This window comes from Frankia sp. CoWAU3, assembly GCF_977971855.1.
The window spans coordinates 1-2,266 of the sequence record NZ_CDWWXB010000083.1 but is presented as its reverse complement, the minus strand read 5'-3'; the positions used below and the strand labels follow the sequence as shown (position 1 = coordinate 2,266).

The following is a 2,266-nucleotide window of genomic DNA, read 5'->3' as shown; positions in this document are numbered from 1 at the left end:
GGTCCGTTATTGGGCGGCGTCCGGGCGGCCGGGTACCGACACCGCCTTCGATGTCGGCCAGATGAAGAACGGCCGCCGGCTCGCCATCAAGATCCTCAACGCCAGCCGGTTCGCGCTCGGTCTTGCCGTGACCCCCGACGCCGGGGTCTCCGACGCCGGGGCGGCCCCCGCCCCGGCCAGTGAACCGCTGGACCGTGCCCTGCTGGCCGCCTTGGCCGATGTGGTCGACGCCGCCACCGCGGCCTTCGACGGCTACGACTACGCCCGGGCCCTCGAGGTCACCGAGTCGTTCTTCTGGCGGTTCTGTGACGACTACGTCGAGCTTGTGAAGGGCCGGGCGTACGGCTCCTCCGGGGCGGCGGGCGCGGCCTCCGCGCACACCACGCTCTCGGTGGCCCTGTCAGCGCTGCTCCGGCTGTTCGCCCCGGTCCTGCCGTTCGTCACCGAGGAGGTCTGGTCCTGGTGGCGTCCCGGTTCGGTGCACCGGGCGAGCTGGCCGGACGCCGCCGAGATCCGCAAGCTCGCCGAGGGCGCCCGCGTGGAGCTCCTCGGCGCCGTCGGGGCGGCGCTGTCCGGTGTCCGCCGGGCCAAGTCCGAGGCGAAGGTGTCGCAGAAGGCCGAGGTCGCGAGCGTCCGGATCAGCGGCGAGGCCGACCTCGTCGCCCTCGTCGAGTCGGTGGCCGCGGACCTGCGCAGCGCCGGCAGCATCCGGGAGCTCACGCTGAGCCCGACCGGCGGCGAGATCGCCGTCGCCGTCGAACTGGCCTGAACACCGGGCACAGCCGGGATCAGATGCCGGCGAGACGCCTGGCCGAGGGCCGCAGATACACGAACCAGGTCACCACGAAGCACAGCGCGTAGAAGGCGATGAAGGAGATGTACGCCGCGTTGCCGGTCCGGTAGCTCAGGAACGACTGCCGGAAGGCCAGGTTCACCAGTACCCCGCCGAACGCGCCGATCGCGCCGGCCAGGCCGATGAGGGCTCCGGACAGCCGCCGGGCCGAGTGTTGCGCCGCGACCGGGTCGCCACCGGCGTCGATGCTGGCCTGGGCCTTCGCCCGGAAGATCGCCGGGATCATCTTGTACGTCGACCCGTTCCCGACGCCGCTGAAGACGAACAGCGCGATGAACCCGACCAGGAACAGAGGAAGCGACTCCGTCAGCGAGGCGACGAGCACGATCGCGGCCGCGGCAGCCATCGCCACGAAGTTGACGAAGGTGACCTTCGCTCCGCCGATGCGGTCCGCCAGGATGCCGCCGACCGGGCGGATCAGCGAGCCGAGCAGCGGACCGAGGAAGGTCAGGTAGGCGGCCTTGATCGGGGTGCTGAACTGGTCGTGAAACTGCACCTGGAGCACCTGGCCGAACGCGAAGCCGAACCCGATGAACGACCCGAACGTGCCGATGTAGAGCAGCGACATCACCCAGGTGTGACCGTCACGGGCGACGTCGCGCATCGCCCCCCGGTCGTTCTTCGCGCTCGACAGGTTGTCCATGAACAGCGCCGCGCCGAGCGTCACCAGGACGATCAGCGGGATGTAGACGGCAAGGACGACCCGGGGGTGGTCCTTGCCGGCGGTGGCGAGGACGAGCAGGCCGACAAGCTGGATCGCGGCCACCCCCAGGTTTCCGCCGCCGGCGTTCAGCCCCAGGGCCCAGCCCTTCAGCCGCTCCGGGTAGTAGGCGTTGATGTTGGTCATCGAGGAGGCGAAGTTACCGCCTCCGACCCCCGCGATCGCGGCGACGATCAGCAGGGTGGGGTAGGAGACGCCGGGGGAGAGAACGACGGCCGCGAGGATCGTCGGCACGAGGAGCAGCGCCGCGCTGAAGATGGTCCAGTTACGCCCCCCGAACCGGGCGACGGCGAAGGTGTAGGGGATCCGCAGCGCACTGCCGACGAGCGCGGGCAGCGAGGTCAACAGGAACTTGCCGGCCGGGTCGATGTGGTAGGCCGGTCCGAGGAACAGGACCGTCACCGCCCACAGCGACCAGATCGAGAACCCGATGTGCTCGGCCAGGATCGAGAAGATCAGGTTTCGGCGGGCGATGCGGGAACCGCCGTTGTTCCAGAAGGTGCGGTCCTCGGGCCGCCAGTCGTCGATCCAGCGGCCGCGTCGGGACGGACCGGTCACGGTGCCGGTAGTCGGGACGCCTTCCAGGGTGGCGCTCATAGATGATCCTCCGGGGTGCGGGTGATGCCACGACGGTAGGAACGCGCCGTTACGTGGCGCGGCGTCGGCTGTGACACTCTCTGAGCTTGTCGTTT

At 70.0% G+C, this 2,266-nt stretch carries 2 protein-coding genes; one reads left to right on the top strand and one right to left on the bottom strand.

The genetic code is table 11. The features are described 5' to 3' along the window. Positions 1-769, top strand: a 769-nt coding sequence (locus AC08ON_RS09695) for a class I tRNA ligase family protein (protein ID WP_476616813.1), incomplete at its 5' end; no start/stop codon positions are given. Positions 770-788: 19 nt separating this feature from the next. Here AC08ON_RS09695 and AC08ON_RS09690 read toward each other — a convergent pair. After that, positions 789-2,171: a nitrate/nitrite transporter gene (locus AC08ON_RS09690; protein WP_476607267.1), complete on the bottom strand. Its 1,383-nt coding sequence runs from the start codon at positions 2,169-2,171 to the stop codon at positions 789-791. Between the last annotated feature and the right edge of the window lie 95 nt (positions 2,172-2,266).

Bases quoted from the DNA above. Each gene is read 5' to 3' on its own strand.
- AC08ON_RS09690 (WP_476607267.1), bottom strand. From the start codon at position 2,171: ATGAGCGCCACCCTGGAAGGCGTCCCGACTACCGGCACCGTGACCGGT.